This is a genomic window from Enterobacter sp. 4974935 (genome assembly GCF_058661735.1).
In genome coordinates, this window is the sequence record NZ_JBZWGT010000003.1 from 2,993,109 (window position 1) to 3,019,886 (window position 26,778).

General features: G+C 54.2%; 28 protein-coding genes and 5 tRNA genes. 10 read left to right on the forward strand and 23 right to left on the reverse strand.

The window, feature by feature from the left end; genetic code table 11:
* The first annotated feature begins 99 nt into the window (after positions 1 to 99).
* Entirely contained in the window at positions 100 to 918 is an 819-nt protein-coding gene (locus AC4OVS_RS15625) for a pyridoxal phosphatase (protein ID WP_022647486.1), read from the forward strand.
* Here AC4OVS_RS15625 and modC read toward each other — a convergent pair whose 3' ends face one another.
* The 4 genes from modC to AC4OVS_RS15645 all read right to left on the reverse strand — a co-directional run bounded on the left by modC (position 919) and on the right by AC4OVS_RS15645 (position 3,773).
* The gene (gene modC, locus AC4OVS_RS15630) at positions 919 to 1,977 is read right to left on the reverse strand and encodes a molybdenum ABC transporter ATP-binding protein ModC (protein WP_491922551.1); all 1,059 of its coding nucleotides are present in this window, start codon (positions 1,975 to 1,977) and stop codon (positions 919 to 921) included.
* Positions 1,977 to 2,669, reverse strand: a complete 693-nt coding sequence (gene modB, locus AC4OVS_RS15635) for a molybdate ABC transporter permease subunit (protein ID WP_045309132.1) — start codon at positions 2,667 to 2,669, stop codon at positions 1,977 to 1,979. Before modB ends, modC begins: the two co-directional genes overlap by 1 nt.
* The gene (modA, locus tag AC4OVS_RS15640; protein ID WP_023299624.1) at positions 2,666 to 3,442 is read right to left on the reverse strand and encodes a molybdate ABC transporter substrate-binding protein; all 777 of its coding nucleotides are present in this window, start codon (positions 3,440 to 3,442) and stop codon (positions 2,666 to 2,668) included. Before modA ends, modB begins: the two co-directional genes overlap by 4 nt.
* 178 nt (positions 3,443 to 3,620) lie before the next feature.
* Positions 3,621 to 3,773, reverse strand: a complete 153-nt coding sequence (locus tag AC4OVS_RS15645; RefSeq protein WP_003858549.1) for an AcrZ family multidrug efflux pump-associated protein — start codon at positions 3,771 to 3,773, stop codon at positions 3,621 to 3,623.
* 127 nt (positions 3,774 to 3,900) lie between these two features.
* On the opposite strand from AC4OVS_RS15645, the gene modE reads away from it, so the two are divergent.
* The 7 genes from modE (at position 3,901) to gpmA (ending at position 11,717) form a co-directional block, all read left to right on the forward strand.
* A complete protein-coding gene (gene modE, locus AC4OVS_RS15650; protein WP_491922552.1) occupies positions 3,901 to 4,689 on the forward strand; it encodes a molybdenum-dependent transcriptional regulator in 789 nt (262 codons plus the stop codon).
* A gap of 67 nt (positions 4,690 to 4,756) precedes the next feature.
* Entirely contained in the window at positions 4,757 to 6,229 is a 1,473-nt protein-coding gene (gene modF / locus AC4OVS_RS15655) for a molybdate ABC transporter ATP-binding protein ModF (protein ID WP_491922553.1), read from the forward strand.
* A 201-nt stretch (positions 6,230 to 6,430) separates the two neighbouring features.
* A complete protein-coding gene (galE, locus tag AC4OVS_RS15660; RefSeq protein ID WP_023299622.1) occupies positions 6,431 to 7,447 on the forward strand; it encodes a UDP-glucose 4-epimerase GalE in 1,017 nt (338 codons plus the stop codon).
* Positions 7,448 to 7,456: 9 nt separating this feature from the next.
* Positions 7,457 to 8,503 carry a galactose-1-phosphate uridylyltransferase gene (gene galT / locus AC4OVS_RS15665; RefSeq protein ID WP_022647481.1) on the forward strand — a complete coding sequence of 349 codons (1,047 nt, stop codon included), beginning with the start codon at positions 7,457 to 7,459 and terminating at the stop codon, positions 8,501 to 8,503.
* Positions 8,504 to 8,505: 2 nt separating this feature from the next.
* Positions 8,506 to 9,654 (forward strand): galactokinase, encoded by a 1,149-nt coding sequence (gene galK, locus AC4OVS_RS15670; protein WP_045309135.1) that lies wholly within the window; start codon positions 8,506 to 8,508, stop codon positions 9,652 to 9,654.
* A complete protein-coding gene (galM, locus tag AC4OVS_RS15675) occupies positions 9,648 to 10,691 on the forward strand; it encodes a galactose-1-epimerase (RefSeq protein ID WP_491922554.1) in 1,044 nt (347 codons plus the stop codon). Before galK ends, galM begins: the two co-directional genes overlap by 7 nt.
* Positions 10,692 to 10,964: 273 nt before the next feature.
* On the forward strand, positions 10,965 to 11,717 hold the full coding sequence (gpmA, locus tag AC4OVS_RS15680) for a 2,3-diphosphoglycerate-dependent phosphoglycerate mutase (RefSeq protein ID WP_003858562.1): 753 nt from the start codon (positions 10,965 to 10,967) through the stop codon (positions 11,715 to 11,717).
* 61 nt (positions 11,718 to 11,778) lie between these two features.
* On the opposite strand, the gene aroG is transcribed toward gpmA, so the two are convergent.
* Complete coding sequence (aroG, locus tag AC4OVS_RS15685; protein WP_022647478.1) at positions 11,779 to 12,831, reverse strand: 3-deoxy-7-phosphoheptulonate synthase AroG; 1,053 nt, start codon at positions 12,829 to 12,831, stop codon at positions 11,779 to 11,781.
* 304 nt (positions 12,832 to 13,135) lie between these two features.
* On the opposite strand from aroG, the gene AC4OVS_RS15690 reads away from it, so the two are divergent.
* The gene (locus tag AC4OVS_RS15690; RefSeq protein ID WP_023305715.1) at positions 13,136 to 13,495 is read left to right on the forward strand and encodes a protein YbgS; all 360 of its coding nucleotides are present in this window, start codon (positions 13,136 to 13,138) and stop codon (positions 13,493 to 13,495) included.
* A 99-nt stretch (positions 13,496 to 13,594) separates the two neighbouring features.
* Complete coding sequence (zitB, locus tag AC4OVS_RS15695; protein ID WP_022647476.1) at positions 13,595 to 14,533, forward strand: CDF family zinc transporter ZitB; 939 nt, start codon at positions 13,595 to 13,597, stop codon at positions 14,531 to 14,533.
* Here zitB and pnuC read toward each other — a convergent pair.
* The 18 genes from pnuC to cydA form a co-directional block, all read right to left on the reverse strand.
* Positions 14,530 to 15,249 carry a nicotinamide riboside transporter PnuC gene (gene pnuC / locus AC4OVS_RS15700; RefSeq protein ID WP_479426546.1) on the reverse strand — a complete coding sequence of 240 codons (720 nt, stop codon included), beginning with the start codon at positions 15,247 to 15,249 and terminating at the stop codon, positions 14,530 to 14,532. The two genes, zitB and pnuC, sit on opposite strands and share 4 nt — an antisense overlap.
* A 22-nt stretch (positions 15,250 to 15,271) precedes the next feature.
* Entirely contained in the window at positions 15,272 to 16,315 is a 1,044-nt protein-coding gene (nadA, locus tag AC4OVS_RS15705; RefSeq protein WP_126314717.1) for a quinolinate synthase NadA, read from the reverse strand.
* A gap of 330 nt (positions 16,316 to 16,645) precedes the next feature.
* Positions 16,646 to 16,721 (reverse strand) — tRNA-Lys (locus AC4OVS_RS15710).
* Between the two features lie 31 nt (positions 16,722 to 16,752).
* Positions 16,753 to 16,828 (reverse strand) — tRNA-Lys (locus AC4OVS_RS15715).
* A gap of 41 nt (positions 16,829 to 16,869) precedes the next feature.
* A tRNA-Lys gene (locus AC4OVS_RS15720) sits at positions 16,870 to 16,945 on the reverse strand.
* 3 nt (positions 16,946 to 16,948) lie between these two features.
* Positions 16,949 to 17,024, reverse strand: a tRNA-Val gene (locus tag AC4OVS_RS15725).
* 27 nt (positions 17,025 to 17,051) lie between these two features.
* Positions 17,052 to 17,127: transfer RNA gene (locus AC4OVS_RS15730), tRNA-Lys, on the reverse strand.
* A gap of 161 nt (positions 17,128 to 17,288) precedes the next feature.
* Entirely contained in the window at positions 17,289 to 18,077 is a 789-nt protein-coding gene (cpoB, locus tag AC4OVS_RS15735) for a cell division protein CpoB (protein WP_003858574.1), read from the reverse strand.
* A 9-nt stretch (positions 18,078 to 18,086) separates the two neighbouring features.
* Complete coding sequence (pal, locus tag AC4OVS_RS15740; RefSeq protein ID WP_003858578.1) at positions 18,087 to 18,608, reverse strand: peptidoglycan-associated lipoprotein Pal; 522 nt, start codon at positions 18,606 to 18,608, stop codon at positions 18,087 to 18,089.
* A gap of 34 nt (positions 18,609 to 18,642) precedes the next feature.
* Positions 18,643 to 19,935, reverse strand: a complete 1,293-nt coding sequence (gene tolB, locus AC4OVS_RS15745; protein WP_022647472.1) for a Tol-Pal system beta propeller repeat protein TolB — start codon at positions 19,933 to 19,935, stop codon at positions 18,643 to 18,645.
* A gap of 129 nt (positions 19,936 to 20,064) precedes the next feature.
* On the reverse strand, positions 20,065 to 21,318 hold the full coding sequence (tolA, locus tag AC4OVS_RS15750) for a cell envelope integrity protein TolA (RefSeq protein WP_023299616.1): 1,254 nt from the start codon (positions 21,316 to 21,318) through the stop codon (positions 20,065 to 20,067).
* A 28-nt stretch (positions 21,319 to 21,346) separates the two neighbouring features.
* Positions 21,347 to 21,775, reverse strand: coding sequence for a colicin uptake protein TolR (gene tolR, locus AC4OVS_RS15755; protein WP_003858589.1), 429 nt, complete (start codon positions 21,773 to 21,775; stop codon positions 21,347 to 21,349).
* Positions 21,776 to 21,778: 3 nt separating this feature from the next.
* Complete coding sequence (gene tolQ, locus AC4OVS_RS15760; protein ID WP_022647470.1) at positions 21,779 to 22,471, reverse strand: Tol-Pal system protein TolQ; 693 nt, start codon at positions 22,469 to 22,471, stop codon at positions 21,779 to 21,781.
* Positions 22,468 to 22,872, reverse strand: a complete 405-nt coding sequence (gene ybgC / locus AC4OVS_RS15765; RefSeq protein ID WP_003858593.1) for a tol-pal system-associated acyl-CoA thioesterase — start codon at positions 22,870 to 22,872, stop codon at positions 22,468 to 22,470. The genes tolQ and ybgC overlap by 4 nt, the downstream gene beginning before the upstream one ends.
* Positions 22,873 to 23,020: 148 nt before the next feature.
* Entirely contained in the window at positions 23,021 to 23,311 is a 291-nt protein-coding gene (gene ybgE / locus AC4OVS_RS15770; RefSeq protein WP_003858596.1) for a cyd operon protein YbgE, read from the reverse strand.
* Positions 23,311 to 23,424, reverse strand: a complete 114-nt coding sequence (gene cydX, locus AC4OVS_RS15775) for a cytochrome bd-I oxidase subunit CydX (RefSeq protein WP_014169181.1) — start codon at positions 23,422 to 23,424, stop codon at positions 23,311 to 23,313. Before cydX ends, ybgE begins: the two co-directional genes overlap by 1 nt.
* A 14-nt stretch (positions 23,425 to 23,438) precedes the next feature.
* Entirely contained in the window at positions 23,439 to 24,578 is a 1,140-nt protein-coding gene (gene cydB / locus AC4OVS_RS15780; RefSeq protein ID WP_491922555.1) for a cytochrome d ubiquinol oxidase subunit II, read from the reverse strand.
* Positions 24,579 to 24,593: 15 nt separating this feature from the next.
* A complete protein-coding gene (gene cydA / locus AC4OVS_RS15785; RefSeq protein WP_023299615.1) occupies positions 24,594 to 26,162 on the reverse strand; it encodes a cytochrome ubiquinol oxidase subunit I in 1,569 nt (522 codons plus the stop codon).
* Positions 26,163 to 26,778 lie beyond the last annotated feature (616 nt).

Genomic DNA, 26,778 nt, shown 5'->3' on the forward strand with positions numbered 1-26,778 from the left:
AACGGTGAATGCTGAATTGTAGTCCGGGATTTTGCAGGGTTCCGCTCTCGGTGTACCATCCCGACAGACCTTAAATTCAACATTAACCCGGAAGAAAAAATGACCTCGCGAGTGATTGCCCTGGATTTAGACGGAACACTGCTTACCCCTCAGAAAACCCTGCTCCCCTCTTCTCTTGAGGCCCTCAAACGAGCCCGGGAAGCGGGGTATCAACTTCTCATCGTAACGGGTCGACATCACGTAGCCATTCATCCTTTTTATCAGGCACTGGGCTTAGATACACCTGCAATTTGTTGTAATGGCACTTATTTGTATGATTATCAGGCAAAAAAGGTTTTAACCTCTGATCCGCTTCCCGTTCCGCAGGCGCTGCAATTGATTGATTTACTGGATGAGCACGCGATTCACGGCCTGATGTATGTGGATAACGCCATGCTGTATGAACGCCCTACCGGCCATGTGATCCGCACCAGCAACTGGGCCCTGTCTTTGCCGGAAGCGCAGCGACCGGTGTTCACTCAGGTTTCCTCCCTGCGCCAGGCGGCGGAAGACGTCCAGGCAATCTGGAAATTTGCCCTGACCGATGAAGACACCGCCAAACTGAACACCTTCGCAAAACATGTCGAGCATACGCTGGGTCTGGAATGTGAATGGTCCTGGCACGATCAGGTGGATATCGCCCGTAAAGGCAACAGCAAAGGAAAGCGTTTGACCCAGTTCGTTGAGTCACAGGGCTGGTCAATGCAGGACGTGATTGCCTTCGGCGATAACTATAACGACATCAGCATGCTGGAAGCGGCCGGAACGGGCGTGGCGATGGGCAACGCCGATGATGCGGTGAAAGCGCGTGCTAACGTGGTGATTGGCGATAACACCACCGACAGCATCGCGCAGTATATTTATACCCACCTGCTGTAATCAGGCGGTGATAGAGACGCTCTTGATTTGCGCGTAAAGCCACAGGCCAGGCTTGATGCCCAGCTCATCCCTGGCCCACGGGCTGATGCGCGCCCACAGCGTTCTGTTGCCCACTTCCAGTTGCACTTCTACCTGGCCGTTATCATCAAAACACTGCGCCACTTTTGCGCGCAAAATATTGCGGATACTGGTTTGCAGCGGCGGTTGCAGCACCAGGGAGACATCCGACGCCTGAATGCGGATCCGTAACGTGGACTGAATCGGCGTATCGATTTTATTCACCCACAAATGCTGGTCACCCAGCGCCAGCGCGGTCATCGCATAATGTGGATGGTGCTCCAGCACGCTCACCTTCAGAATGCTGCTCTGCTGCTCCTTTGGCAGCCACGGATGCATAACGCTGCTCCCCCATACCTCTTCCAGATTGCCGAATGCCTTCACCCTGCCCGCCTCCAGCACCAGCACTTTGTCGGCCAGATGTAAGATCTCATCCAGCGAATGGCTGACGTACAGCATGGGCACGTTGATTTCCCGCGCCAGACGTTGCAGATACGTCAGCAACTCGCGCTTGCGCGGAATATCCAGCGAGGCCAGCGGCTCATCCAGCAGCAACAATTCCGGCGCGGTTAACAGGGCGCGGCCAATCGCCACGCGCTGTTTTTCACCACCCGACAGCGAAGACGGGAGACGATCGAGCAGCGGTTCGATGCCCAGCAGCGCCACCAGCTTATCGAACTGTCCGGCCATGCTTTTTGCCATGCCATAGCGCAGATTTCCGCGCACGCTGTAGTGCGGAAACAGGCGCGCATCCTGAAACACATAGCCGATGCGGCGCTTATCCGGTGACAGGCAGACTTTCTTCTCCGCGTCGTTTAAGACGCGGTTATTTAACACAATTCTGCCAGACTGGGGACGCGTCAGGCCGCTAATCGCATTAATCAGCGACGTTTTCCCTGCCCCGGAAACGCCAAAAATGGCGGTGATACCGCTGGCAGGCAGCGTTTCGTTAAGCGTCAGAGTGTGGCTGCCCAGGGTTTGCGTAAAGTTGAGTTCCAGCATCACGGTTTCCCCATCCGTTCACGGCTGAGGCGCGCCAGCCATTCAGACACCAGCAGCGAGACCAGGGCGAGTACAATCGAAATAATACACAGCCGGGCCGCCGCACTTTCGCCACCCGGGGTTTGAATCAGGGTATACATGGCCGACGGGATGGTCCGCGTCTCGCCGGGAATGTTGGACACAAAGGTGATGGTCGCGCCGAACTCACCCAGTGAGCGGGCGAAGGCTAACACCGTACCGACGATAATGCCCGGTAAGGTGAGCGGAAGCGTAATGGTCAGGAATACCCGCCAGCGGCCTGCGCCCAGCGTGCGGGCGGCCTGCTCTAGCCGGATATCCACCCCCTCCAGCGCCAGGCGGATAGCGCGCACCATTAGCGGGAAGGACATTACTGCCGCGGCCAGAACCGCGCCGCGCCAGCTGAAAGCAAAGGTCAGGCCGAACCAGTCGTACAGCCATTCGCCGATAAAACCGCGTCGCCCCATGGAGATCAGCAGCAGATAGCCGACCACCACAGGCGGTAACACGAGCGGAAGATGGAGAACACTGTCGAGCAGGGCTTTGCCTGGAAACTTCACGCGAACCAGTAACCAGGCAAAGAACACCCCAAAGGGCAAACTCAGCGCAACCGCCAGGGAAGAGACTTTCAGGCTCAGCAGCACGGCCTGCCATTCAGGTTCGGTCAATATCATTCGTGAGTCGTAAATCCGTAACGTTTAAAGATAGCGGACGCTTCAGGCCCCTTCAGGTAGTCAACGAAGGCCGTCACGGTCGCATTTTTATGTCCATCAACTATCGCAACAGGATATTCTACTTTCTTATGCGAGTCTTCCGGGAAGGTACCGACCACCTTCACACCTTTACTGGCGACGGCATCGGAGCCGTAAACGATCCCGAGTGGCGCTTCGTTACGCTCCACCAGCGCCAGCGCGCCGCGCACATCTTCTGCGGGAGCCAGCTTCGGCGATAAGGTCTCCCATGCGCCCAGTTTTTGCAGCGCTTCTTTCGCATAAATCCCGGCAGGGACATGCTCCGGATCGCCCACCGCCAGACGGCCACCGTTGAGCAGACGGGTCCAGTCCGTCTGTTTGTTGATGGCGATGTCGCCCTGCTTGCTGTTTGCGGGCGCGACCACCACCAGGCTATTTCCCAGCAGCGTTTCGCGGCTAGCCGTATCAACAGATTTTTTCTCCACCGCGTAGTCCATCCATTTCTGATCGGCAGAGATGAACAGATCAGCCGGTGCCCCCGCTTCGATCTGGCGGGCCAGCGTCGACGAGGAGGCAAACGACGATACGACCTCGACGTTTTTCTCTTTTTTGTATACTGCAGCAATATCCTGCATCGCGTTAGTCAGCGACGCCGCCGCAAAGACCGTGATTTTTCCTTCATCCGCCAGCGCGTGGCCGGTGAGTGAGAGAGTCAGCGTTGCCCCTGCGAAAAGGCGTACCCATGAACGTGCCATTTGAAGCTCCTGTGCGTATCGTTATATACAAACAAATATAACGACATATCGCAGGCGTTCCTAGCGCTAAATCGTACCCATTAATGCGTAAACTCAAGGAACGTTGTAAAAGATATCGGCGGGAGAGGAATAAACTTGAGAGCAAAACGCCCGGGCTGGCCGGGCGTTTTGGAGGAAATCATTGCTGCTTTTTAGGCTGGTCACGACGATGACCAATGTTCGAAAAGACGTTGAACACTTCACCCAGGCCGTAGATGGCACCGAGGATGATAGCCATCACTACTGGCACCATGATTACCGCGAATACCAGACTTTTCAACAACTCTAACATGGTTTTCTCCAGATCTTGTGAACGGCTTATTCTACCCTGAAAAGTAAGAAAAACATCCCCTTTTGTGCGGTGCGCTTTCCGCACCCGGACATTTGGGTCACAATAACCTTTTTGCCGGGACATTGTTATGCAGGCCGAAATTCTCCTCACCCTACGACTTCAGCAGAAGCTTTTCGCCGATCCGCGACGCATCGCCCTGTTAAAACAAATAGAACAAACTGGCTCGATTAGCCAGGGAGCCAAAAACGCCGGCATCAGCTATAAAAGCGCCTGGGATGCGATTAACGACATGAACATCCTGAGCGAACAAACGCTGGTAGAGCGCGCCACCGGCGGAAAAGGCGGCGGCGGCGCCGTGTTGACGCGTTACGGGCAACGCCTGATCCAGCTCTATGACTTACTGGCGCAGATCCAGCAAAAAGCATTTGATGTGCTGAGCGATGACGACAACCTGCCGCTGGACAGCCTGCTGGGCGCCATCTCCCGTTTCTCTTTGCAGACCAGCGCCCGCAACCAATGGTTTGGTACGGTGACGGGGCGCGATCATTCGCAGGTGCAGGAGCATATTGAGATCCTGCTCGCGGACGGCACAACGCGCCTGAAAGCCGCCATCACCGCGCAAAGCGGTCAACGCCTCGGGCTGAACGAAGGTCAGGAAGTGCTGGTATTACTCAAAGCGCCCTGGATCAGCATCACGCTTAACCCTGAGCAGGCCGCCGAGGCCGACAACCAGCTACGCGGGCGTATCAGCCACATCGAGCGCGGCGCAGAACAGTGTGAAGTGCTGATGACCCTGCCGGATGGACAGTCGCTCTGCGCCACCGTTCCGGTGAACGACGCGACCGAATTAGATGAAGGTGCTGTGGTGACCGCATATTTCAATGCAGACCGGGTAATTATCGCCACATTGTGCTAAGCGCATTGACAACCCCACCAACACTGAGTATCCCTGACATCTGTTGCTGCAAAAAATGGGATAACACATGTCATCATTGCATATTTCGCAAGGCACGTTTCGTCTTAGCGATACCCGTACCTTATCGCTGCCAGAGTTAACCCTTCGCGCCGGAGAAAGCTGGGCGTTTGTGGGCACGAACGGCAGCGGAAAATCCGCGCTGGCCCGCGCTCTGGCAGGCGAATTAACCCAGCTGAAGGGTGAGCGTCAGTGCACCTTTACCCGGCTGACGCGCCTTTCCTTTGAACAGCTGCAAAAGCTGGTCAGCGATGAGTGGCAGCGTAACAATACCGATTTGCTCAGCCCCGGCGAAGAAGATACCGGCCGCACGACGGCGGACATTATCCAGGATGAGATAAAAGATCCTGCCCGCTGTCAGCAGCTGGCGGAGCAATTTGGCATTACCGCCCTGCTTAACCGCCGCTTTAAATATCTCTCTACCGGCGAGACGCGCAAAACGCTGCTGTGTCAGGCGCTGATGAGCGAGCCGGAACTCCTGATTCTGGATGAACCGTTTGACGGACTGGATGTGCAGTCCCGTGCGCAGCTGGCAGCGTTGCTGGCGTCGCTTAACCAGCAGGGATACACCCTTGTGCTGGTCCTTAACCGCTTTGATGAGATCCCGGATTTCGTACATTACGCGGGCGTGCTGGCGGACTGTAGCCTGACCGAAACCGGCGAGAAAGCCGTACTGCTCCGGCAGGCGCTAATTGCACAGCTGGCCCACAGCGAGAAACTGGACGGTATTGCGCTGCCGGAGCCGGATGCCCCTTCGGCACGCCACGGGCTGGATCCTGACCAGCCGCGCATTGTGCTGCGCGATGGGGTGGTTGCTTACGACGATCTCCCTATTCTTAATCATCTCAGCTGGACGGTTAATCCTGGTGAGCACTGGCAGATCGTCGGCCCCAACGGGGCGGGTAAATCCACGCTGCTAAGCCTGATCACTGGCGATCACCCGCAGGGTTACAGCAACGATTTGACCCTCTTCGGCCGCCGCCGCGGCAGCGGGGAAACCATCTGGGATATCAAAAAGCATATCGGTTATGTCAGCAGCAGCCTGCATCTGGACTACCGGGTGAGCACTACGGTGCGAAACGTGATCCTCTCTGGCTTCTTCGACTCCATTGGTATTTATCAGGCGGTATCCGACAAGCAGCACAAGCTGGCGCAGCAGTGGCTGGATATTCTGGGTATGGACAACCGGGTAGCCGATGCGCCATTCCACAGCCTGTCGTGGGGGCAGCAGCGGCTGGCATTGATCGTCCGCGCGCTGGTTAAGCATCCTACTCTGCTGATTCTTGATGAACCGTTGCAGGGGCTGGATCCCCTCAACCGTCAGCTGATCCGCCGCTTTGTGGATGTCCTGATTAGCGAAGGTGAAACCCAGCTGCTGTTTGTCTCCCACCATGCTGAGGATGCCCCGTCCTGCATCACCCATCGGCTGGAATTTGTGCCTGACGGCGAGCATTACCGCTACCTGCTGAGCAAAATCGATTAACGCGTGGAGGGCGCAGCCCTCCGCTTTTCAGACAACCTGCAACAATACATCTCTATCTCTTTGATCTACAATGCACTCAGTCTGTGAAAAAGCGCCTGTGAAAACCAGTGTAAACGATACCACTATTTTATCCCATGTCACACTTTTCGCGTCTCTGATATGCTATGGTTAATTCATACCATAAGCCTAATGGAGCGAAATATGCGAGTTCTGGTAACAGGTGGTAGCGGTTACATAGGAAGTCATACCTGCGTACAACTTCTGCAAAGCGGCCACGATGTCGTCATTCTTGATAACCTGTGCAACAGTAAGCGCAGCGTGCTGCCGGTCATTGAACGCCTTTCGGGTAAACAGCCGACTTTCGTGGAAGGCGATATCCGCAATGAAGCATTGATGACTGAAATCCTTCACGATCACGCGATTGAAACCGTTATCCACTTCGCGGGCCTGAAAGCGGTGGGCGAATCGGTAGCAAAACCGCTTGAGTACTACGACAACAACGTCAACGGTACCCTGCGTCTGATCTCCGCCATGCGTGCGGCAAACGTGAAAAACTTTATCTTCAGCTCTTCCGCGACCGTCTACGGCGATCAGCCAAAAATTCCTTACGTTGAAAGCTTCCCGACCGGTACGCCGCAAAGCCCGTATGGCAAAAGCAAGCTGATGGTCGAGCAGATCCTGACCGACCTGCAAAAAGCCCAGCCTGAGTGGAGCATCGCGCTGCTGCGCTACTTCAACCCGGTTGGCGCGCATCCGTCAGGCGACATGGGTGAAGATCCGCAGGGCATTCCAAATAACCTGATGCCGTATATCGCGCAGGTTGCCGTAGGGCGTCGCGACTCCCTGGCGATTTTTGGTAACGATTATCCCACCGAAGACGGCACCGGCGTGCGCGATTACATTCACGTGATGGATCTGGCCGACGGCCACGTGGCGGCGATGCAGCAGCTGGCGGATAAACCGGGCGTGCATATTTACAACCTCGGCGCCGGCGTCGGCAGCAGCGTGCTGGATGTGGTGAATGCCTTCAGTAAAGCCTGCGGCAAGCCAGTGAAGTATCACTTCGCGCCGCGTCGTGATGGCGACCTCCCGGCTTACTGGGCCGATGCCACCAAAGCGGATAAAGAGCTTAACTGGCGTGTTACCCGCACGCTTGATGAAATGGCACAGGATACCTGGCACTGGCAGTCACGCCATCCGCAGGGTTATCCGGATTAAGGATTTGTCATGACACAATTCAATCCCGTTGATCACCCGCATCGTCGTTTTAACCCGCTCAGCGGGCAATGGATTTTAGTTTCACCGCATCGCGCCAAGCGCCCCTGGCAGGGGGCGCAAGAGACGCCTGCAAAACAGTCGCTGCCGCAGCACGATCCGGACTGCTTCCTCTGTCCGGGCAACACGCGCGTGACGGGCGATACAAACCCGAACTACAAAGGCACCTTCGTTTTCACTAACGATTTTGCGGCGCTGATGACCGACACGCCGGACGCGCCGGAAAACCACGACCCGCTGATGCGCTGCGAAAGCGCCCGCGGCACCAGCCGCGTGATCTGCTTCTCTCCCGATCACAGCAAAACGCTGCCGGAGCTGAGCGTTGAGGCGCTGAAAGAGGTGGTCAGCACCTGGCAGGCGCAAACGGCGGAGCTGGGCCAGACCTATCCGTGGGTGCAGGTATTTGAAAATAAAGGCGCGGCTATGGGCTGCTCTAACCCGCATCCGCACGGCCAGATCTGGGCGAACAGCTTCCTGCCGAACGAAGCCGAACGTGAAGACCGGCTGCAAAAAGCCTATTTCGCCCAGAACGGTTCGCCGATGCTGGTGGATTACACCCAGCGTGAGCTGGCGGATGGCAGCCGCACTGTGGTGGAAACCGAGCACTGGCTTGCGGTAGTCCCTTACTGGGCGGCGTGGCCGTTTGAAACGCTGCTGCTGCCAAAGGCCCATGTTCAGCGTATTACGGACCTCAGCGACGCCCAGCGAGACGACCTTGCCCTGGCGCTGAAAAAACTGACCAGCCGCTACGACAACCTGTTCCAGTGTTCCTTCCCCTACTCCATGGGCTGGCACGGTGCGCCGTTTAACGGCGAAGAGAATCAACACTGGCAGTTACATGCACACTTCTATCCGCCGCTGCTGCGTTCTGCGACGGTACGTAAATTCATGGTGGGCTATGAAATGCTGGCGGAAACCCAGCGCGACCTGACGGCGGAACAGGCGGCAGAACGCCTGCGTGCCGTTAGCGACGTCCATTACCGCGAATCAGGAGTCTAAAAATGAGTCTGAAAGATAAAACACAATCCCTGTTTGCTGAAAAATTTGGCTACCCTGCCACCCATATTATCCAGGCGCCAGGCCGCGTTAATCTGATCGGCGAGCACACCGACTATAACGACGGTTTTGTCCTGCCGTGTGCCATCGACTACCAGACGGTGATCGCCTGCACGAAACGTTCAGATCGTAACGTGCGAGTGATCGCCGCGGATTACGGCAACGAAATTGACGAATTTTCCCTCGATGCGCCGATCGTGACCCACGACAGCCAGCAGTGGTCGAACTATGTTCGCGGCGTGGTGAAGCATCTTCTGAAGCGTAACAAGAATTTCGGCGGGGCCGATCTGGTGATCAGCGGCAACGTGCCGCAGGGGGCGGGATTAAGCTCTTCCGCATCGCTGGAAGTGGCGGTCGGCACCGTGTTCCAGCAGCTTTATCATCTGCCGCTGGACGGGGCGCAGATCGCCCTCAACGGTCAGGAAGCGGAAAACCAGTTCGTGGGCTGCAACTGCGGCATTATGGATCAGCTGATTTCCGCGCTGGGCAAGAAAGAACATGCTTTGCTGATTGACTGCCGCTCCCTCGGGACCAAAGCGGTTCCACTGCCAAAAGGTGCGGCTGTGGTGATCATCAACAGCAACTTCAAACGCACCCTGGTGGGGAGCGAGTACAACACCCGCCGCGAGCAGTGTGAAACCGGCGCGCGCTTCTTCCAGCAGCCAGCCCTGCGTGATGTCTCACTTGACGAATTTAACAAGGTTGCCCACGAACTGGATCCGGTTGTCACTAAGCGCGTGCGTCACGTGCTGACGGAAAATGCCCGTACCGTAGAAGCCGCCTCCGCGCTGGCGAAAGGTGACCTGAAACGGATGGGCGAGCTGATGGCCGAATCGCATGCCTCCATGCGCGACGATTTCGAAATCACCGTGCCACAAATCGACACCCTGGTTGAAATTGTGAAAGCCACGATTGGCGACAAAGGCGGCGTGCGTATGACCGGGGGTGGATTTGGCGGCTGTGTCGTCGCCCTGGTGCCGGAAGAGCTGGTCCCTGCCATTCAGGACGCGGTGGCTAAGCAGTACGAAGCCAAAACGGGCATCAAAGAGACTTTCTATGTCTGCAAAGCATCACAAGGAGCCGGACAGTGCTAAACGAAACACCTACTCTCGCATCGGATGGTCTGCCGTATCGCCTGTTGACCCTGCGCAACAGCGCCGGGATGGTGGTTACGCTGATGGACTGGGGCGCAACGTTACTTTCTGCCCGCGTACCAATGCCTGACGGCAGCGTGCGCGAAACCCTGCTCGGCTGCGCATCGCCCGAGCAGTATATCGAGCAGACCGCTTTTCTGGGCGCATCCATAGGCCGCTACGCCAACCGCATCGCCAGAAGCCGGTTTACGCTGGACGGCGTAACCTATTCCCTGCTTGCCAGCCAGGGTGAAAATCAGCTGCACGGCGGCCCCGAAGGGTTTGATAAACGTCGCTGGAAGATTGTGCAGCAAAATGACGGTGAGGTCTGGTTCTCTCTGGACTCCCTCGACGGAGACCAGGGCTTCCCGGGCAATCTCACCGCAACCGCGCGCTTTACCCTGACCGAAGATAATCGTATCGCCATTGAGTACCGCGCGACCGTCGACAAGCCGTGCCCGGTCAACCTGACTAACCACGCCTATTTCAACCTTGACGGCAATCAGACCGATGTCCGCAGCCACAAACTCCAGATCCTGGCGGACGCGTATCTGCCGGTCGATGAGATGGGTATCCCTTATCAGGGGCTGAAACCGGTAAGCGGTAATAGCTTTGATTTCCGTCAGCCGAAAACCATCGCCCAGGATTTCCTGAGTGATGACGATCAGCGCAAGGTGAAAGGCTACGACCACGCTTTCCTGTTGCAGGCGAAAGGCGATCTTTCTCAACCTGCCGCACAGGTCTGGTCTACGGATGAGAAGTTACAGATGACGGTCTACACCACCGCCCCTGCCCTGCAGTTCTACTCCGGTAACTACCTGGAGGGGACCACGGCGCGTGAACATAACGACTACGCCGCCTGGCAAGGTCTGGCGCTGGAGAGCGAGTTCCTGCCGGACAGTCCTAACCATCCTGAATGGCCGCAGCCGGACTGCGTGCTGCGTCCGGGTGAAGAGTACGTAAGCGTCACAGAGTATCATTTCATTCCGCGCGCATAATGTCCGGCGGCGCTACGCGTGCACGGGCCTACGAATGTAGGCCGGATAAGCGAAGCGCCATCCGGCAAAAAGCCTGGCCCTCACCGCGAGGGCTTTTTTCCGCTCAGCTTGCTGAAAATAGCGGCGATCGCAGACAAAATCATAACCCTGGATTCACATGCATCTTACACTCTCGAACTATTTTCGCTATGGTTAGGGTTAAGCGTTGCTGCTGGCACAGTCACGGCAATATAATGAGAATTGTTATCATTCAAAATGCTTGAGGAGTAAGAAATGGCTAATACTAAGCTTGTCCTGGTGCGCCACGGCGAAAGCCAGTGGAACAACGAAAACCGCTTCACCGGTTGGTATGACGTTGATCTGTCCGAGAAAGGCGTGAGCGAAGCAAAAGCGGCAGGTAAACTGCTGAAAGAAGAAGGCTTCACCTTTGACTTTGCTTACACCTCTGTGCTGAAACGTGCCATCCATACCCTGTGGAACATTCTGGACGAGCTGGATCAGGCCTGGCTGCCGGTTGAGAAATCCTGGAAACTGAACGAGCGTCACTACGGTGCGCTGCAAGGTCTGAACAAAGCAGAAACCGCAGAAAAATACGGTGACGAGCAGGTTAAGCAGTGGCGTCGTGGTTTTGCGGTCACGCCTCCAGAGCTGAGCAAAGATGACGAGCGCTACCCAGGCCACGATCCGCGTTACGCGAAGCTGACTGAGGCTGAACTGCCGCAGACCGAAAGCCTGGCGCTGACCATCGACCGTGTTGTGCCTTACTGGAACGAAACCATTCTGCCACGCCTGAAAAGCGGCGAGCGCGTCATTATCGCTGCTCACGGTAACTCCCTGCGTGCGCTGGTGAAATACCTGGACAACATGGGTGAAGATGAAATCCTCGAGCTGAACATCCCTACCGGCGTGCCGCTGGTGTACGAGTTCGACGAAAACTTCAAGCCAGTTAAACATTACTACCTGGGTAACGCCGACGAAATCGCTGCAAAAGCGGCGGCCGTGGCGAACCAGGGTAAAGCGAAGTAATTTTCGCCGGACATAAAAAAAGCGTGGAGCAATCCACGCTTTTTTATTGCCCGCGATAAACTTAACCGCGACGCGCTTTTACCGCATCCGCCAGCTGACGCAGGATCGCATCGGTATCATCCCAGCCAATGCAGGCATCCGTCACGCTCTTACCGTAGACCAGCGGCTCGCTGCCCTCCAGGTTCTGATTGCCTTCCACCAGATGGCTCTCAATCATCACCCCAATCACTGCGCGTTCACCGTTGGCGATTTGCTGACAAACGTCTGCACCAACTTCCATCTGCTTTTTGAACTGTTTGCTTGAGTTCGCATGGCTGAAATCGATCATGATCTGCGGCGCCAGTCCCGCTTTCTCCAGACCCGCCTTCACTTCCGCCACGTGTTTTGCGCTGTAGTTAGGCTCTTTACCGCCGCGCAGAATGATATGGCAATCGCCATTACCGCTGGTATTCACGATAGCCGAGTGGCCCCACTTAGTCACCGACAGGAAGCAGTGCGGCGCGCCAGCCGCATTGATGGCATCAATAGCGACTTTGATGGTGCCATCAGTGCCGTTTTTGAAACCCACCGGGCATGACAGGCCAGACGCCAGCTCACGGTGAACCTGCGATTCAGTCGTACGCGCACCAATAGCGCCCCAGCTCATCAGGTCAGCCAGATACTGCGGGGTGATCATATCGAGGAATTCTCCGGCAGCAGGCAGCCCGCTGTCGTTAATCTCCAGCAGCAGCTTACGCGCAATACGCAGGCCGTCGTTGATCTGGAAACTGTTGTCCATGTGCGGATCGTTGATCAACCCTTTCCAGCCCACGGTGGTACGCGGTTTTTCGAAATAAACGCGCATCACAATTTCCAGTTCGCCCTTCAGCTCTTCGCGCAGGGTGAGCAGACGTGACGCGTACTCTTTGGCCGCAGCAGGATCGTGAATGGAGCACGGTCCGATGACCACCAGAAGACGATCGTCGCTACCTTTCAGGATCTTGTGGATCGCCTTGCGGGCATGAGACACCGTGTTGGCGGCATTTTCGGTGGCGGGGAATTTTTCAAGGAGCGCTACGGGAGGTAATAACTCATTGATCTCTTTAATGCGTAAATCGTCGTTCTGATAATTCATCTTCTTTCCGGCTCTGCCATATCTTTAGTAATGAAAGCAATGCTTTCAATCTAACTTGTCGGTCACGAAGTGTAAACGGGATTTTACACTTCGCGCAGATAATTCCTGGAATTCGCCTAAAATACGCAACAAAATAGCGAAAAATGAGATCTCGCCTAAGCTTTTTACTTGTAACGACTGTTTTTAAATACTTATACGCGATTCCATCCTGACATAATTCAGGAATCTGGGATCTTTCGCCACTGAACAAGATGCACTGTTGGAGAATGTTATCCAGCGTAACGATAAGAACAGGAGCACCATGATGAAAATGACGAAACTGACTACGCTTTTCCTGACGGCAACCCTTACCCTGGCAAGCGGTAGCGTACTGGCAGCCGATACAGGCTCCTCCGGCAGCAACGGCGACGCGAATGCCGCTGCCGAAGCGGGCCAGGTTGCGCCGGATGCAAAACAGAATATCGCGCCAAATAATGTTGATAACAGTAATATCAACACGGGCAATACCAACACCGGCGGTACGAATACCGGCACGATGAACCATGACGGTATGAGCACTGACGAAGTTCACAAAAACTCAATGTGTAAAGACGGGAAGTGCCCGGACCCGAATGACAAAGTGGGCAGCGATGCCAATCCCAAAACGGACGGTACTACCCAGTAACCTTCCGTAAGGTAAAAGAGGGAGAGCGAATGCTCTCCTTTTTTATTTAAGCTCTTAAAAACGCTACACTAAAAATAATAATAAATCAGGAACGATACCATGGCGCACTCCCACTCCCATTCCCACTCCACTGGCGATGAAAATGCCAAACGGCTTCTGCTGGCTTTTGGCGTCACTGCCACCTTTATGATTATTGAGGTGACAGGCGGACTGATCTCCGGATCGCTGGCGCTGCTGGCCGATGCCGGGCATATGCTGACCGACGCTGCCGCGCTCCTGTTTGCTCTGCTGGCCGTGCAGTTTGCCCGTCGCCCTCCCAATGCCCGCCACACCTTTGGCTGGCTCAGACTGACCACACTTGCTGCGTTCGTGAATGCGATTGCACTGGTGGTTATTACCATTCTTATCGTCTGGGAGGCGTTTCAGCGCTTTCGTCATCCACAACCGGTAGCCGGAACGACGATGATGGTGATTGCTATTGCCGGGTTGGTCGCCAATATTCTGGCATTCTGGATATTGCACCGCGGCAGCAGCGAAAAAAATCTGAACGTACGGGCCGCGGCGCTTCACGTGCTGGGCGATCTGCTGGGTTCCGTAGGTGCCATCGTCGCCGCGCTGATCATTATGGGTACGGGCTGGACCCCCATCGACCCGATTCTTTCCGTGCTGGTATCGTGCCTTGTATTACGCAGTGCCTGGCGGCTGTTGAAAGAGAGCGTGAATGAACTGCTGGAAGGCGCTCCCACGTCGCTGGATATTGGCGAGCTAAAACGCAATCTGTGTCGTTCCATTCCTGAAGTCCGTAACGTTCACCACGTTCACGTCTGGCTGGTGGGTGAGAAACCGCTTATGACGCTGCACGTTCAGGTTATTCCGCCCCACGATCACGATGCGTTGCTTGAACGTATTCGGCACTTCCTTGAGCATCACTACGAAATTGCGCACTCCACCATCCAGATGGAGTATCAGCCTTGTAACGGGCCAGACTGTCACCTGAACGAGGCGCAGTCCGGCCACTCACACGAGCATCACCATTAGCGGGAAAGCGCGCGAGAGCCACGCTCACGCGCGCTGTTGATCCACATGCGGCTACCGTTCAGGGCAATGACGGTCAGCAGCATATACTCCAACGACATGGCATAAACGCCCTGACGGGCAAAAATCACCACGCTAATCACGTTGATGACCACCCACAGCAGCCAGTTTTCAACGTATTTACGGGTCATCAGGATCATTGCGGCAATCGAAAGCACCATCATGCAGGAATCCCAGAACGGGAAGGCATCAGGCTGAAGCTCAGGCATCGTCACGTTTAATCCCAGACCCGACATGACCGAGACCGCCACGCGCGTCAGGAAGGCAAATACCGGGTCAATAAAGATGGTCATAAAGCCGATTGCCACCACGCAGGCCGCGAGCCAGGCAAAGGCTTTTGGCAACGGCAGCCAGCGGATTTGCAGCTCCGCCTCCTGCTGACTGTTTTGCCGCGACCAGGCGTACCAGCCATAGATATTGGCCGCGAAGAAGAACAGCTGCAGAAGCAGGCTGGCGTAGAGCTGGATCTGGAAGAAGATGATCGCAAACAGCGTGACGTTTATCAGCCCGAACGCATAGTTACTGATCTTCTCAAGGCTGGCCAGCCAGATACAGAGTAAACCGGCCAGCGTACCTACCGCTTCAATCCACGACAGGTCATAGCCGCCCGCACCAATCGGGATATGAACCAGGATGTTCTGTGTGCTAAAAAAATCCATTTTTTCTCCGGGGCGTAATAAGTTAAGTACGTAGTGTAGCCGCAAAATCCAGCATACGGTTAAGCGGAATTAACGCGCCTTCGCGCAGGGCGGCGTCTACGTGGATCTCATGCGCTGCGCCCCCGTTTTCCAGCCCCTCCGCAATCGCCTTAAGCCCATTCATCGCCATCCACGGGCAGTGCGCGCAGCTTCGACAGGTCGCCCCTTCTCCGGCGGTTGGCGCTTCGAGCAGCTCTTTTTCTGGTACGGCCTGCTGCATTTTATAGAAGATACCGCGATCGGTCGCCACGATGAGCTGCTTATGCGGCAGGGTTTTTGCCGCGTTTATCAACTGGCTGGTTGAGCCGACGGCGTCCGCCATCTCAACAATCGACTGCGGCGACTCCGGATGCACCAGAATTGCGGCCTGCGGGTATAAGCGTTTCATCCTGGTCAGTGCCTGGGTCTTAAACTCGTCGTGAACGATACAGGCGCCCTGCCAGCACAGTACATCCGCACCGGTCTGTTTTTGTACGTAGTTTCCCAGGTGACGATCGGGCGCCCAGATGATTTTCTCCCCCAGGCTGTCCAGATGTTCAATCAGCTCAACGGCGATACTGGACGTTACTACCCAGTCTGCCCGGGCTTTCACCGCCGCAGACGTATTGGCATAGACCACCACGGTACGGTCAGGGTGGGCATCACAGAAGGCGGTGAACTCATCAATCGGGCAACCGAGGTCAAGAGAACATTCGGCATTCAGCGTAGGCATCAGAATCGTTTTTTCCGGGCTGAGGATTTTTGCCGTTTCACCCATAAAACGAACCCCCGCGACCAGCAGCGTGGAGGCTGAATGCTTAGCACCGAAACGCGCCATCTCCAGGGAGTCTGAGATACAGCCGCCCGTCTCTTCCGCCAGCTGCTGAATTTCCGGGTCGGTGTAGTAATGCGCCACCATCACCGCATCACGCTCTTTAAGGAGGCGCTTGATTTTTTCACGATAGAACTGCTTCTCATCCCGGCTTAGCGGAGCTGGCTTCGGCGGGAAGGGATAGATTGCGGTTTCGGGATCAAACATCACACTCATTATGGCTTCTCGTTTTACTGGCTTAACAATATTGCCTTTGTTTTGCATGAGATAACAAAAATGAGGCAATGGTGTTTTATATACTAAACAAGATAGCGAATTTGAGGGGGAATGTCATCGGGAATTGATGCCGGTAGCATCTGTCGGGCGGCGGCTTCGCCTTACCCGACTTACAAGGCACTGGCGAACGACAGATAGCAAAAAGGCGCCTTTAGGGCGCCTTTCAACACTGGTGGGTCGTGCAGGATGACTCGGCTTCGCCTCGCCCTTCGGGCCGTTGCTAAAGCAACGTTATCCTTCACGTGTAATATCTGAGTAAGACATTAAAATTGGTGGGTCGTGCAGGATTCGAACCTGCGACCAATTGATTAAAAGTCAACTGCTCTACCAACTGAGCTAACGACCCCTTACGGGATGTACTTCAAATCTATTCAGGCTGGTGGGTCGTGCAGGATTCGAACCTGCGACCAATTGATTAAAAGTCAACTGCTCTACCAACTGAGCTAACGACCCATTCGGGTGTTGCCTGAATTATCACTCGGAACCAATAAAATTGGTGGGTCGTGCAGGATTCGAACCTGCGACCAATTGATTAAAAGTCAACTGCTCTACCAACTGAGCTAACGACCCGAGTGGTGGGTGATGACGGGCTCGAACCGCCGACCCCCTCCGTGTAAAGGAGATGCTCTACCAACTGAGCTAATCACCCACTCTGTACTGCCGGAACTGCTTTAAGTGGTGGGTCGTGCAGGATTCGAACCTGCGACCAATTGATTAAAAGTCAACTGCTCTACCAACTGAGCTAACGACCCACTTTTGCGCTGCTTTCACGTTGTTTGATATCCCGTGGCAACGGCGGCATATATTACTGATTTAAGAATTCTGCGCAACAAAAATTTCGATGAAGATCACTTAACTGCTTAGGAATCATGCTGCACGACCAGAAATAACGCGATTTCTGGTCATGCGATAATCAACCCATCGAACTCAAACGTTTTTGCGCTTGTTTGGCGCCGTCTGTACCCGGGAATTTCGCAACCACCTGCTGATAAACCGCTTTGGCTTTTGCAGTGTCGCCTTTGTCCTGCATGATCACGCCGACTTTATACATCGCATCAGGTGCTTTCGGTGATTTCGGGTAATTTTTCACCACAGAGGCAAAATAAAACGCCGCATCATCCTTTTTACCCTTGTTGTAATTCAACTGACCCAGCCAGTAGTTCGCATTTGGCTGGTAAGTAGAATCAGGGTACTTCTTAACGAAGTTCTGAAACGCAACGATAGCATCGTCCTGGCGCGATTTGTCCTGTACCAGGGCAATGGCCGCGTTATAGTCCGTATTCGCGTCACCGCTCTGTACAGGCGCACCTGACGACGCGGAGGCATCTGCCGCAGGTGCAGGCGTCGCCGCACCGCTTTGATCGCCTGCTGCTGGCTGTGCTGCTGCTCCGCCGCTGTTCAGGCTATCCATCTGCAACAAAATTTGCTTCTGGCGTTCCACAACCTGATTAAGCTGATACTGACTCTCCTGGATCTGACCACGAAGGGAATCGATATCGTTCTGGTTGTCAGAAAGCTGCTGCTGGAGTTGAGTTAAAAGCTGGCTGTGAGCGTTAGAGATACGCTCGAGTTGAGTGACCCGGTCTTCTACCGAGCCTGAGCCGACACTACTGATTGGTGCCTGAGCAAAAGCGGCCCAGGGGGCCGCTATTCCAACCAGTAACGACAGACTCATCAGATGATGTCTGAAGTTACTGCTCATGCAATTCTCTTAGTAAACGAGTACGGCACGACGGTTTTTGGAGTAAGCCGCTTCGTCGTGACCCAGTACTGCTGGTTTTTCTTTACCGTAAGAAACGATGGAGATCTGGTCAGCAGAAACGCCTTTACCCTGCAAATACATTTTAACAGCGTTTGCACGACGTTCACCCAGGGAGATGTTGTACTCCGGAGTACCACGTTCGTCCGCGTGACCTTCTACGGTGACTTTGTAAGACGGGTTGCTACGCAGGAAGTTTGCGTGCGCATCCAGCATCGCAGCGAAGTCAGAACGGATGTCGTATTTATCCAGATCGAAGTAAACGATGTTGTTCTGCTGTAACTGCTGCATCTGAAGACGCGCTTGCTCTTCAGAAGACATATTGCCATTGCCGTTAGCGTCCATACCGGTGCCGGCACCCATCATGCCTTCGCCGCTCTGGTCATTGCTTGCGTTCTTGTTAGAAGAACACGCTGCGATTGCCATAACAGGCAGAGCGATCATCAGCCCCTTCAGCACTTTGTTCAGTTGCATTTCTAAGATTCCTTTAGTAATCAATTAATTATTATTACAGATACGGCGACCAGGCAGGTGATTTTACCTGTCCATCAGTTGCCGGAAGACGCGCTTTGAAACGCCCATCTGTAGAAACCAGATTCAGCACGGATCCCATCCCCTGAGAAGAGCTGTAGATTACCATGGTGCCGTTAGGTGCCAGACTTGGCGTTTCATCCAGGAACGTTGACGACAGTATTTGTACGCCTCCCGTTACCAGATCTTGTTTGGCAATGTGCTGCTGACCACCCGCAGTGCTGACCATTACCATTGTTTTACCATCGGCACTGACGTCAGCATCCTGGTTCTGAGAACCTTCCCAGGTAATACGCTGCGCTGCTCCGCCGTTGATATTCACTTTATAAACTTGTGGACGACCTGCCTGGTCGGACGTAAAGGCCAGATTCTGGCTGTCCGGGAACCAGGTTGGCTCAGTGTTATTGCTACGACCATCCGTGACCTGACGGATCTGACCAGAACCAATATCCATTACGTACAGGTTCAGGCTACCGGTTTTAGACAGGGCAAACGCCAGTTTGGTACCGTCCGGAGAGAACGCAGGTGCACCGTTGTGACGTGGGAATGACGCAACCTGACGAACAGCACCGTTAGAGAGCGTCTGGATGACCAGCGCGGAGCGGCCGCTTTCGAAGGTGACATACGCCAGCTTAGAGCCGTCCGGAGACCATGCCGGAGACATCAGCGGCTGCGGTGAACGGTGTACGGTGAACTGGTTGTAACCATCGTAGTCAGAGACGCGCAGCTCATAAGGGAACTGGCCGCCGTTGGTCTGTACCACGTACGCGATACGGGTACGGAACGCACCTTTAATACCGGTCAGCTTCTCAAACACTTCGTCACTCGCCGTATGGCCAGCGTAGCGCAGCCACTGCTTGTTCACTTTATACGTGTTCTGAGCCAGAACGGTACCCGGCGCACCGCCGGTATCAACCAGCTGATACGCAACGTTATAGCCGCCGTCTGGTGCAGGCGTAACCTGACCGACAACTACCGCATCAATACCCAGCGCAGACCATGCAGCAGGCTGAACGTCCTGCGCAGTACCCGGCTGCTGAGGCAGGCGGGAACGATCTAAGGGGTTAAATTTACCGCTGTTACGCAGGTCAGCTGCAACAATGCCGCCAATATCTTCAGGCGCAGCGCCCGGGCCTGCCCACTGGAACGGAACGACACCAATCGGACGCGCCGAGTCCACCCCTTGGGTGATTTCGATACGTACTTCTGCGTGCAGTACAGCTGCCCACAGCATTAAAAAACTAACTGCTACACGTAATGCCTGCTTCATCATATCTCCCTTATCTGGGTAACCTTACCCACGATAATTTAGCAGAATGTTAACAAACTCAAATAGACAAAACTACTTATCCTGCTTACGACCATAGACTGTTTTTCATACTTCCGTTAGAAGAGTTGATTACAGCTTAAAGTCCAGTTTGGCATCTTTTATCCTTTCATAAACAGCCTCGCTAGGCGGTTTAGGAATGTTCGCCGATCTGGCTGCGGCCAGCGCAGCCTGACAGAGCGCAGGATCGCCCCCTTCAGACGTCACGCTTTTCAACCTGCCGTCTGGCGCAAGATTGATGTGCAGTACGCATTGCTTGCCCTGATACAGGCCTGCATCAAAGAGTCGGCTCTGAATCGCAACCTGGATCTGTTTGGCATAAGCACTGATATCTGCACCTGTTGCCCCACCGTTGGCTCCGGAGGTACCGCTGTCTTTTGACGGCTGTCCATTTCCTTTCGCCCCACCGCCCGTTTTCGGTGCATTCTTACCGGAACTCAGGTCGCCAAGCAGGTCATCAACACCGGCAGCAGCGGCTGCTTTTTCAGCGGCAGCAGCCTTTTTAGCAGCGGCTTTTTCGGCTGCTGCTTTCTTATCGGCAGCGGCTTTCTCAGCTGCAGCTTTTTTATCAGCAGCGGCTTTTTCCGCAGCGGCGGCTTTTTCTGCCGCAGCTTTCTCAGCGGCAGCCGCTTTCTTCGCCGCTTCGGCGGCCGCTTTTTTCTCTGCTTCCTGGGCGGCTTTCTTCGCGGCTTCTGCTTCGGCTTTCTTCTGTGCGTCAGCAGCGGCTTTTTTCGCGGCTTCGGCTTCCGCTTTCTTCTTCGCATCAGCAGCGGCTTTCTTCGCGGCTTCTGCTTCGGCCTTCTTCTGCGCGTCAGCAGCGGCTTTTTTCGCTGCTTCTGCAGCTACTTTCGCCTGAGCATCTGCCTGCGCCTTAGCGTCTGCTGCGGCTTTGGCTGCCGCCTCCTCCGCCTGCTTCTGCTGTTCCTGCGCTTTCTTCGCTGCGGCTTCAGCCTGTTTCTGCTGCTCCGCCTGCTCTTTCGCGGCTTCCTGCGCCTGCAAACGCTCTTTCTCAAGCTGCTTCAAACGTTCCTGCTCGGCGGCCTGCTTTTCACGCAGCTCTTCCGCCTGCTGTTGCGCCTGTTTTTCACGCTGCTCTTCAGCGCGTTTTGCGCTCGCCTGCTGCTGTTGCTGACGATTATAGTTCTGCACTACCGCACCGGGATCTACCATGACGGCGTCGATGGATGAGCCTCCACCACCGCCCGATGCATCAATGTGCTCATCGAACGAACTCCAGATCAGCGCTGCAAAAAGAATCACGTGCAGCACTGCGGAGACGATTATCGCTCGCTTAAGCTTGTCGTTCTGTTCGGTTGCCTTTGACACTATCGGTTCCCAAAAACTACGCAGATGATCAAATAGGCTGAGTCATTAAGCCAACTGACTTAACGCCCGCGCTATGTAGCAAGTTCAGCGCTTTGATAATTTCATCATATGGTACGTCTTTCGCACCACCGATTAAGAAGACCGTCTTCGGATTTGACTCCAGGCGTCGTTGCGCTTCAGCAATAACCTGCTCTGGGGGGAGCTGATCCATACGATCCTTCTCGACCACCACGCTGTACTGCCCTACGCCGGAAACCTCAATGATGACCGGAGGATCGTCATTGGTGCTTACCGCCTGTGATTCTGTCGCATCCGGCAGATCAACTTCTACGCTCTGGGTGATGATGGGGGCTGTCGCCATAAAGATCAGCAGCAGCACCAGCAGCACGTCCAGTAACGGAACGATATTGATTTCGGACTTGAGCTCGCGACGACCTCGTCCACGCGATCTGGCCATGGTTTACCCCTTGTTGCTCTCGGTGCTGGTAAACGCCTGACGATGCAGAATCGCGGTGAACTCTTCCATAAAGTTGTCGTAGTTCAGTTCCAGTTTATTCACGCGCTGGTTCAGACGGTTGTACGCCATTACCGCCGGAATTGCCGCGAACAGACCGATTGCGGTCGCGATCAGTGCTTCTGCGATACCCGGTGCCACCATCTGCAAGGTTGCCTGCTTCACCGCCCCCAGGGCGATAAAGGCGTGCATGATCCCCCACACCGTACCAAACAGGCCGATATACGGGCTGATGGAGCCAACGGTACCGAGGAAAGGAATATGCGTTTCAAGATTTTCCAGTTCGCGATTCATGGAAATGCGCATCGCACGCGACGCACCTTCTACCACGGCTTCCGGCGCATGGTTGTTAGCACGGTGTAAGCGAGCGAACTCTTTGAAACCACTATAAAAAATTTGTTCGGAGCCTGAAAGGTTATCACGGCGTCCCTGGCTTTCCTGATAGAGACGAGAAAGCTCTATACCCGACCAGAACTTATCTTCAAACGCTTCGGCTTCGCGGCCAGCGGCATTGAGGATACGCGTTCTCTGGATGATGATGGCCCAGGATGCGATTGAAAAACCAATCAAAATCAACATGATAAGTTTAACCAGAAGGCTTGCCTTCAGGAACAAATCAAGGATATTCATGTCAGTCACTGCTTAAACTCCGCGACAATAGACTTAGGAAGCGCACGAGGCTTCATTATGGTTGGATCAACACAGACAATCAGGACTTCAGCTGAGTTCAGTACCGTGTTCTCTGCATTGACTATCCGCTGCGTGAAAACCAGTGAAGTTCCGCGCATTGATGTAATTTCTGTTTGGACTTCGAGCATATCGTCGAGTCTGGCAGGCGCAAAATACTCAAGCGTCATCTTGCGTACCACGAAGGCAACTCGCTCAGCCAACAGCACCTGTTGACTAAAGTGATGATGGCGCAGCATCTCTGTGCGTGCCCGTTCATAAAAAGCAACGTAGCTGGCGTGGTAGACCACACCACCGGCATCGGTATCTTCGTAATAGACACGTACCGGCCATCGAAACAGCGTTGTATTCACTTTACATCCCGGTAATACAAGAAAAGTTGGAGCTTTCAAACTTCGCTACTATACGCGCGGGAATGATGGTTTGGAATGGGGGAAAGTAAACGGAGAGTAAATTTTTATGGGCTCGGGTAAGCCCATATCATTAACGGACATTTCTTATTCAGAAGAAGAAGAAAATCAAACCGGCGAGAAGAACCAGATCGGCAATCAGCGGGCAGAAGATGCCCTGCCAGTGAAGCGCTTTCGGACGAAAGCCGACACCGTGAATCACACCTGCACACACCGCCCACATAATCAGGAAGCCGTGCCAGATCTCAAGCTCGCTGGTTTTAGCCGCGAAGCGCGACGGGTCCCAGAAGATACAGCCCGCCAGCAGTAATGCCATAATGAGGGAAAGCGCCCGCAGGGGGCGCTTGTCCATTACCGCATATAACGTTGCGATAATATTCATTAGTGCTTATCTTCACCTGCTTTAGACGCTTCTACATGCTCAAGCGCCAGGGCAGTGATGACACCAAATGCACAGGCAAGAAGCGTCCCTAAAATCCATGCGAAATACCACATATTCAGCTCCTTACTTAATACATAGAGTGGGTGTAGCTTTCGATATGTTCTTTAGTGATGCGACCGAACATTTTCCAGTAACACCAGGCGGTGTAGAGCAGGATAATCGGCACGAACACGCAAGCAACGTACGTCATCAGGTTCAACGTCAACTGGCTGGACGTTGCATCCCACATGGTCAGGCTAGCATTCATCATGGTGCTGGATGGCATCACGAATGGGAACATAGCAATACCTGCCGTCAGGATAATGCACGCCAGCGTCAGGGAAGAGAACACGAACGCCATAGCGCCTTTCTCCAGACGAGACATTAACACTGTCAGCAGTGGCAGCAGCACACCCAGAGCAGGGATAGCCCACAGCGCAGGCATATTGTTGAAGTTCACCAGCCATGCGCCAGCCTGACGCGCCACCTCTTTGGTCAACGGGTTAGACGGTGCGGTATGGTTAATGGCGGAGGTCACCACGTAGCCATCAATACCGTACACGACCCACACGCCTGCCAGCGCGAAGCAGACCAGCGTCACCAGCGCCGCCACCTGAGCGGTCGCACGGGAACGCAGGTGCAGTTCACCCACGGTACGCATCTGGAGATAGGTTGCGCCTTGGGTGATGATCATCGCCACGCTCACCACGCCAGCCAGCAGACCAAACGGATTCAGCAGCTGGAAGAAGTTACCGGTGTAGAACAGACGCATATATTCGTCGACGTGGAACGGTACGCCCTGTAACAGGTTACCGAACGCCACACCAATGACCAGCGGTGGAACGAAGCTACCAATGAAGATGCCCCAGTCCCACATGTTACGCCAGCGGGTGTCTTCAATCTTGGAACGGTAGTCGAAACCCACCGGACGGAAGAATAAAGAGGCCAGCACCAGAATCATCGCCACATAGAAGCCGGAGAACGCAGCCGCGTAAACCATCGGCCAGGCAGCGAACAGCGCGCCGCCTGCGGTGATCAGCCACACCTGGTTACCGTCCCAGTGCGGGGCGATGGAGTTGATCATGATTCGACGCTCGGTGTCATTACGACCGAGGAAACGGGTGAGCATGCCCACGCCCATATCGAAACCATCGGTGACCGCAAAACCAATCAGCAGAACGCCGATCAACAGCCACCAGATAAAACGCAATACTTCATAATCGATCATTTGATGACTCCTGTCTTAGCGTGCCGGCTGAGTAGTCGTAACAGACTGCTCGTAGTGGTAGCGACCGGTTTTCAGGCTGCTTGGGCCAAGGCGCGCGAACTTGAACATCAGGAACAGTTCAGCCACCAGGAACAGGGTGTACAGACCGCAAATCAGCAGCATGGAGAAGATCAGGTCGCCTGCGGTCAGGGAGGAGTTCGCTACCGCTGTTGGCAGCACCTCACCGATCGCCCATGGCTGACGGCCATATTCCGCAACAAACCAGCCGGACTCGATAGCAATCCATGGCAGTGGGATACCGTACAGCGCGGTGCGCAGCAGCCATTTTTTCTCACCGATACGGTTACGAATGACTGACCAGAACGAGGCCGCGATGATCAGCAGCATGATAATGCCGCAACCCACCATGATGCGGAACGCGAAGTACAGCGGCGCAACGCGTGGAATAGAGTCTTTGGTTGCCATCTGAATCTGCGCTTCCGTCGCGTCGGAGACGTTCGGGGTATAGCGTTTCAGCAGCAGACCGTAACCGAGGTCTTTCTTCACGTCGTTAAATTGATCGCGAACGGCCTGGTCGGTAGAGCCGGCGCGCAGCTGTTCCAGCAGCGAGTAGGCTTTCATCCCGTTACGGATACGCTCTTCATGCTGCACCATCAGATCTTTCAGGCCAGTCACCTGTTTGTCGACGGAGCGCGTGGCGATAATACCCAGAGCGTAAGGAATTTGAATGGCGAAGCGGTTTTCCTGCGCGTCCTGGTCAGGCACGCCAAACAGGGTAAACGCTGCCGGTGCCGGCTGGGTTTCCCATTCAGCTTCAATTGCGGCGAGTTTGGTTTTCTGCACGTCACCCATTTCGTAACCGGATTCATCACCCAGAACAATAACGGACAGAATCGCGGCCATACCGAAGCTTGCTGCGATAGCGAAAGAACGCTTGGCGAACGCGAAGTCACGGCCGCGCAGCATATAGTAGGAGCTGATGCCCAGCACGAACATCGCGCCGCACACATAGCCAGACGCCACGGTGTGCACGAATTTAACCTGGGCAACCGGGTTCAGGACTAGCTCAGCGAAGCTGACCATCTCCATACGCATGGTTTCGAAGTTGAAATCAGAGGCGATTGGGTTTTGCATCCAGCCGTTCGCCACCAGGATCCACAGTGCGGACAAGTTGGAGCCTAATGCCACCAGCCAGGTTACCGCCATATGCTGGACTTTACCCAGACGGTCCCAACCGAAGAAGAACAGACCTACAAAGGTGGATTCGAGGAAGAAGGCCATCAGACCTTCAATGGCCAGCGGCGCACCGAAAATATCCCCTACATAGTGGGAATAGTAAGACCAGTTTGTCCCGAACTGGAACTCCATGGTCAGACCGGTTGCCACGCCCAGCGCAAAGTTGATACCAAACAACTTGCCCCAGAACTTGGTCATATCTTTATAAATCTGTTTGCCGGAGAGGACGTAAACCGTTTCCATGATGGCCAGCAGGAACGCCATACCGAGCGTCAGCGGCACAAAAAGGAAGTGGTACATCGCGGTCAAGGCAAACTGTAAGCGCGACAGTTCGACTACGTCTAACATTATGACTCCTTGCTCATCGCATGAAGACTCCGAGAGTGAACCCCGTTAGATAAGGATCCACACGCATGCCCCAATACAAAGTTATCTGCTTCCCTTCTTCGTTGCTTATTCTCTACAGGAGGAAAAAGCAATGATGAAAGGTTACAAATACGTTAAGAAAAAACCAAATTGATCCCGTAAATATAATACGCTGCAAAACCCTTACAATAAACAGGTTTTTATTCGAACAGATTTACGTTTTTCGACGGCGATCAATTTATAGCAAAATTACCACTTTTCGGCCATTTTGATCGGGAACAATTTAACGCCTTTTGGAGCCTTTTTCCAAGGATTAAACATTGATTTAAATCAAAAACAGCCGGCACTGTTAATGATGTTTCTTTGTGACATGGATAGTAAAAACCTTGTTAATAACATGTATATTTAAAGGCATTAATGGTTATAAAAGCCAGAAGATAATATAAACAGTTGTGATTTTTATTAACGCGTGTGAAAAAAGACCTTTTTGCAGGGAGAGAAACATATAATGTTATCCGCTTCACAGTATTTTTCTTTCGTTTTACTACCCGCCTAAAAGATTACATTTCATTCACCTTCGCTAATCTTAAAATTAACA